The 1515-nt window shown below is 56.4% G+C and carries 1 protein-coding gene; it reads left to right on the plus strand.

Annotation, left to right across the window (positions count from 1 at the left end; translation table 11 throughout):
- The first annotated feature begins 64 nt into the window (after positions 1 to 64).
- The gene (locus tag BX591_RS35835) at positions 65 to 1510 is read left to right on the plus strand and encodes an IS1182 family transposase (RefSeq protein WP_111936016.1); all 1446 of its coding nucleotides are present in this window, start codon (positions 65 to 67) and stop codon (positions 1508 to 1510) included.
- The last annotated feature ends 5 nt before the right edge of the window (positions 1511 to 1515 follow it).

The following is a 1515-nucleotide window of genomic DNA, read 5'->3' on the forward strand; positions in this document are numbered from 1 at the left end:
CGAGCTTGTGTGAAAACGCGCTGATCGCCTAAACTGGATTAACTCATTCAGCATGGGTGACCGGATGAAGCGATTCATAGAAGGTGAAGATCGCAAGCAGGTGACTCTGCTTCCAGAGTGCCTTGATGACTTCGTCGCAGAGGACAACCCGGTCAGGATTGTCGAGGCGTTTGTAGAAGAGCTTGACCTTGCATCACTGGGCTTCGATGGAGCAATGCCGTCGACTACAGGACGCCCGTCCTACCATCCAGCAGTGCTGCTGAAGATCTATATCTACGGCTATTTGAACCGGGTTCAATCGAGCCGTCGCCTGGAACGTGAATGCCAACGCAATGTTGAGTTGATGTGGCTCACGGGCCGACTGGCTCCAGACTTCAAGACCATAGCCGACTTTCGTCGTGACAACGGCGGCGGCATTCGCAACGTGTGTCGCCGCTTCGTGATGCTCTGCCGTGAGCTGAAGCTGTTCTCGCAAGCGCTGGTCGCCATTGACGGTAGCAAGTTCAAGGCAGTCAATACGCGGGATCGCAACTTCACCGAAGGTAAGGTCGACAAGCGCCAGAAGCAGATCGAGGAGAGCATCCAGCGGTATCTGAACGCGCTGGAGACTGCCGATCGTACGCAACCCGCTGAACTGGAAGCAAAGACGACCCGATTGAAGGACAAGATCGCACGCTTGCGCGAGCAGATGCGAAACCTCGATCAGATCAAGGAGCAACTCAAGACGCAGCCTGATGGCCAACTCTCGATGACTGATCCCGACGCGCGCTCCATGGCGACGAGTGGCAAGGGATCGGGAATGGTGGGCTACAACGTGCAGGTCGCCGTTGACGCCAAACACCATCTCATCGTGGCTCACGAGGTCACGAACTCTGGCAGTGACCGGGCACAGCTTAGCCCCATGGCAAAAGCTGCGCGCGACGCGATGGGCAAGACCAGGCTGCGGGCAGTCGCCGATCGTGGCTACTACACCGGAACTCAGATAAAGGAGTGCGCGGATGCGGGGATCGCGGTAATGCTGCCGAAACCGACGACATCAAGCGCTAAACATCATGGTCGGTTCGATCGCTCAGACTTCGTCTACATTGCCCGGGACGACGAATACAAATGCCCCGCTGGTCAGCGTGCAATTTACCGCTTCACTGGAGAGGAACACGGAATGCAACTGCGCCGCTACTGGAGCAGTGCGTGCCCGCAGTGCCCCATGAAATCCAAATGCACACCAAGTTCTTATCGGCGGATCACCCGCTGGGAACATGAATCTGTGCTGGAAGGCGTTCAACGTCGATTGGACAAAACGCCGGACGCGATGACGATACGCAGGCGAACGGTAGAACATGTCTTCGGAACGTTCAAGCACTGGATGGGCTATACGCACTTCCTGACGCGCAGGCTACCCAATGTAGGTACCGAGATGAGTTTGAACGTACTCGCCTACAATCTCACGCGAGTGCTGAGAATCCTGGGCTTTAAAAAGACAATGAAGGCGATGCGGCTGGTGGGTGCGTGAGAACC

Origin of the sequence: Paraburkholderia bryophila (assembly GCF_003269035.1) — a bacterium.
Classification (GTDB): domain Bacteria; phylum Pseudomonadota; class Gammaproteobacteria; order Burkholderiales; family Burkholderiaceae; genus Paraburkholderia; species Paraburkholderia bryophila.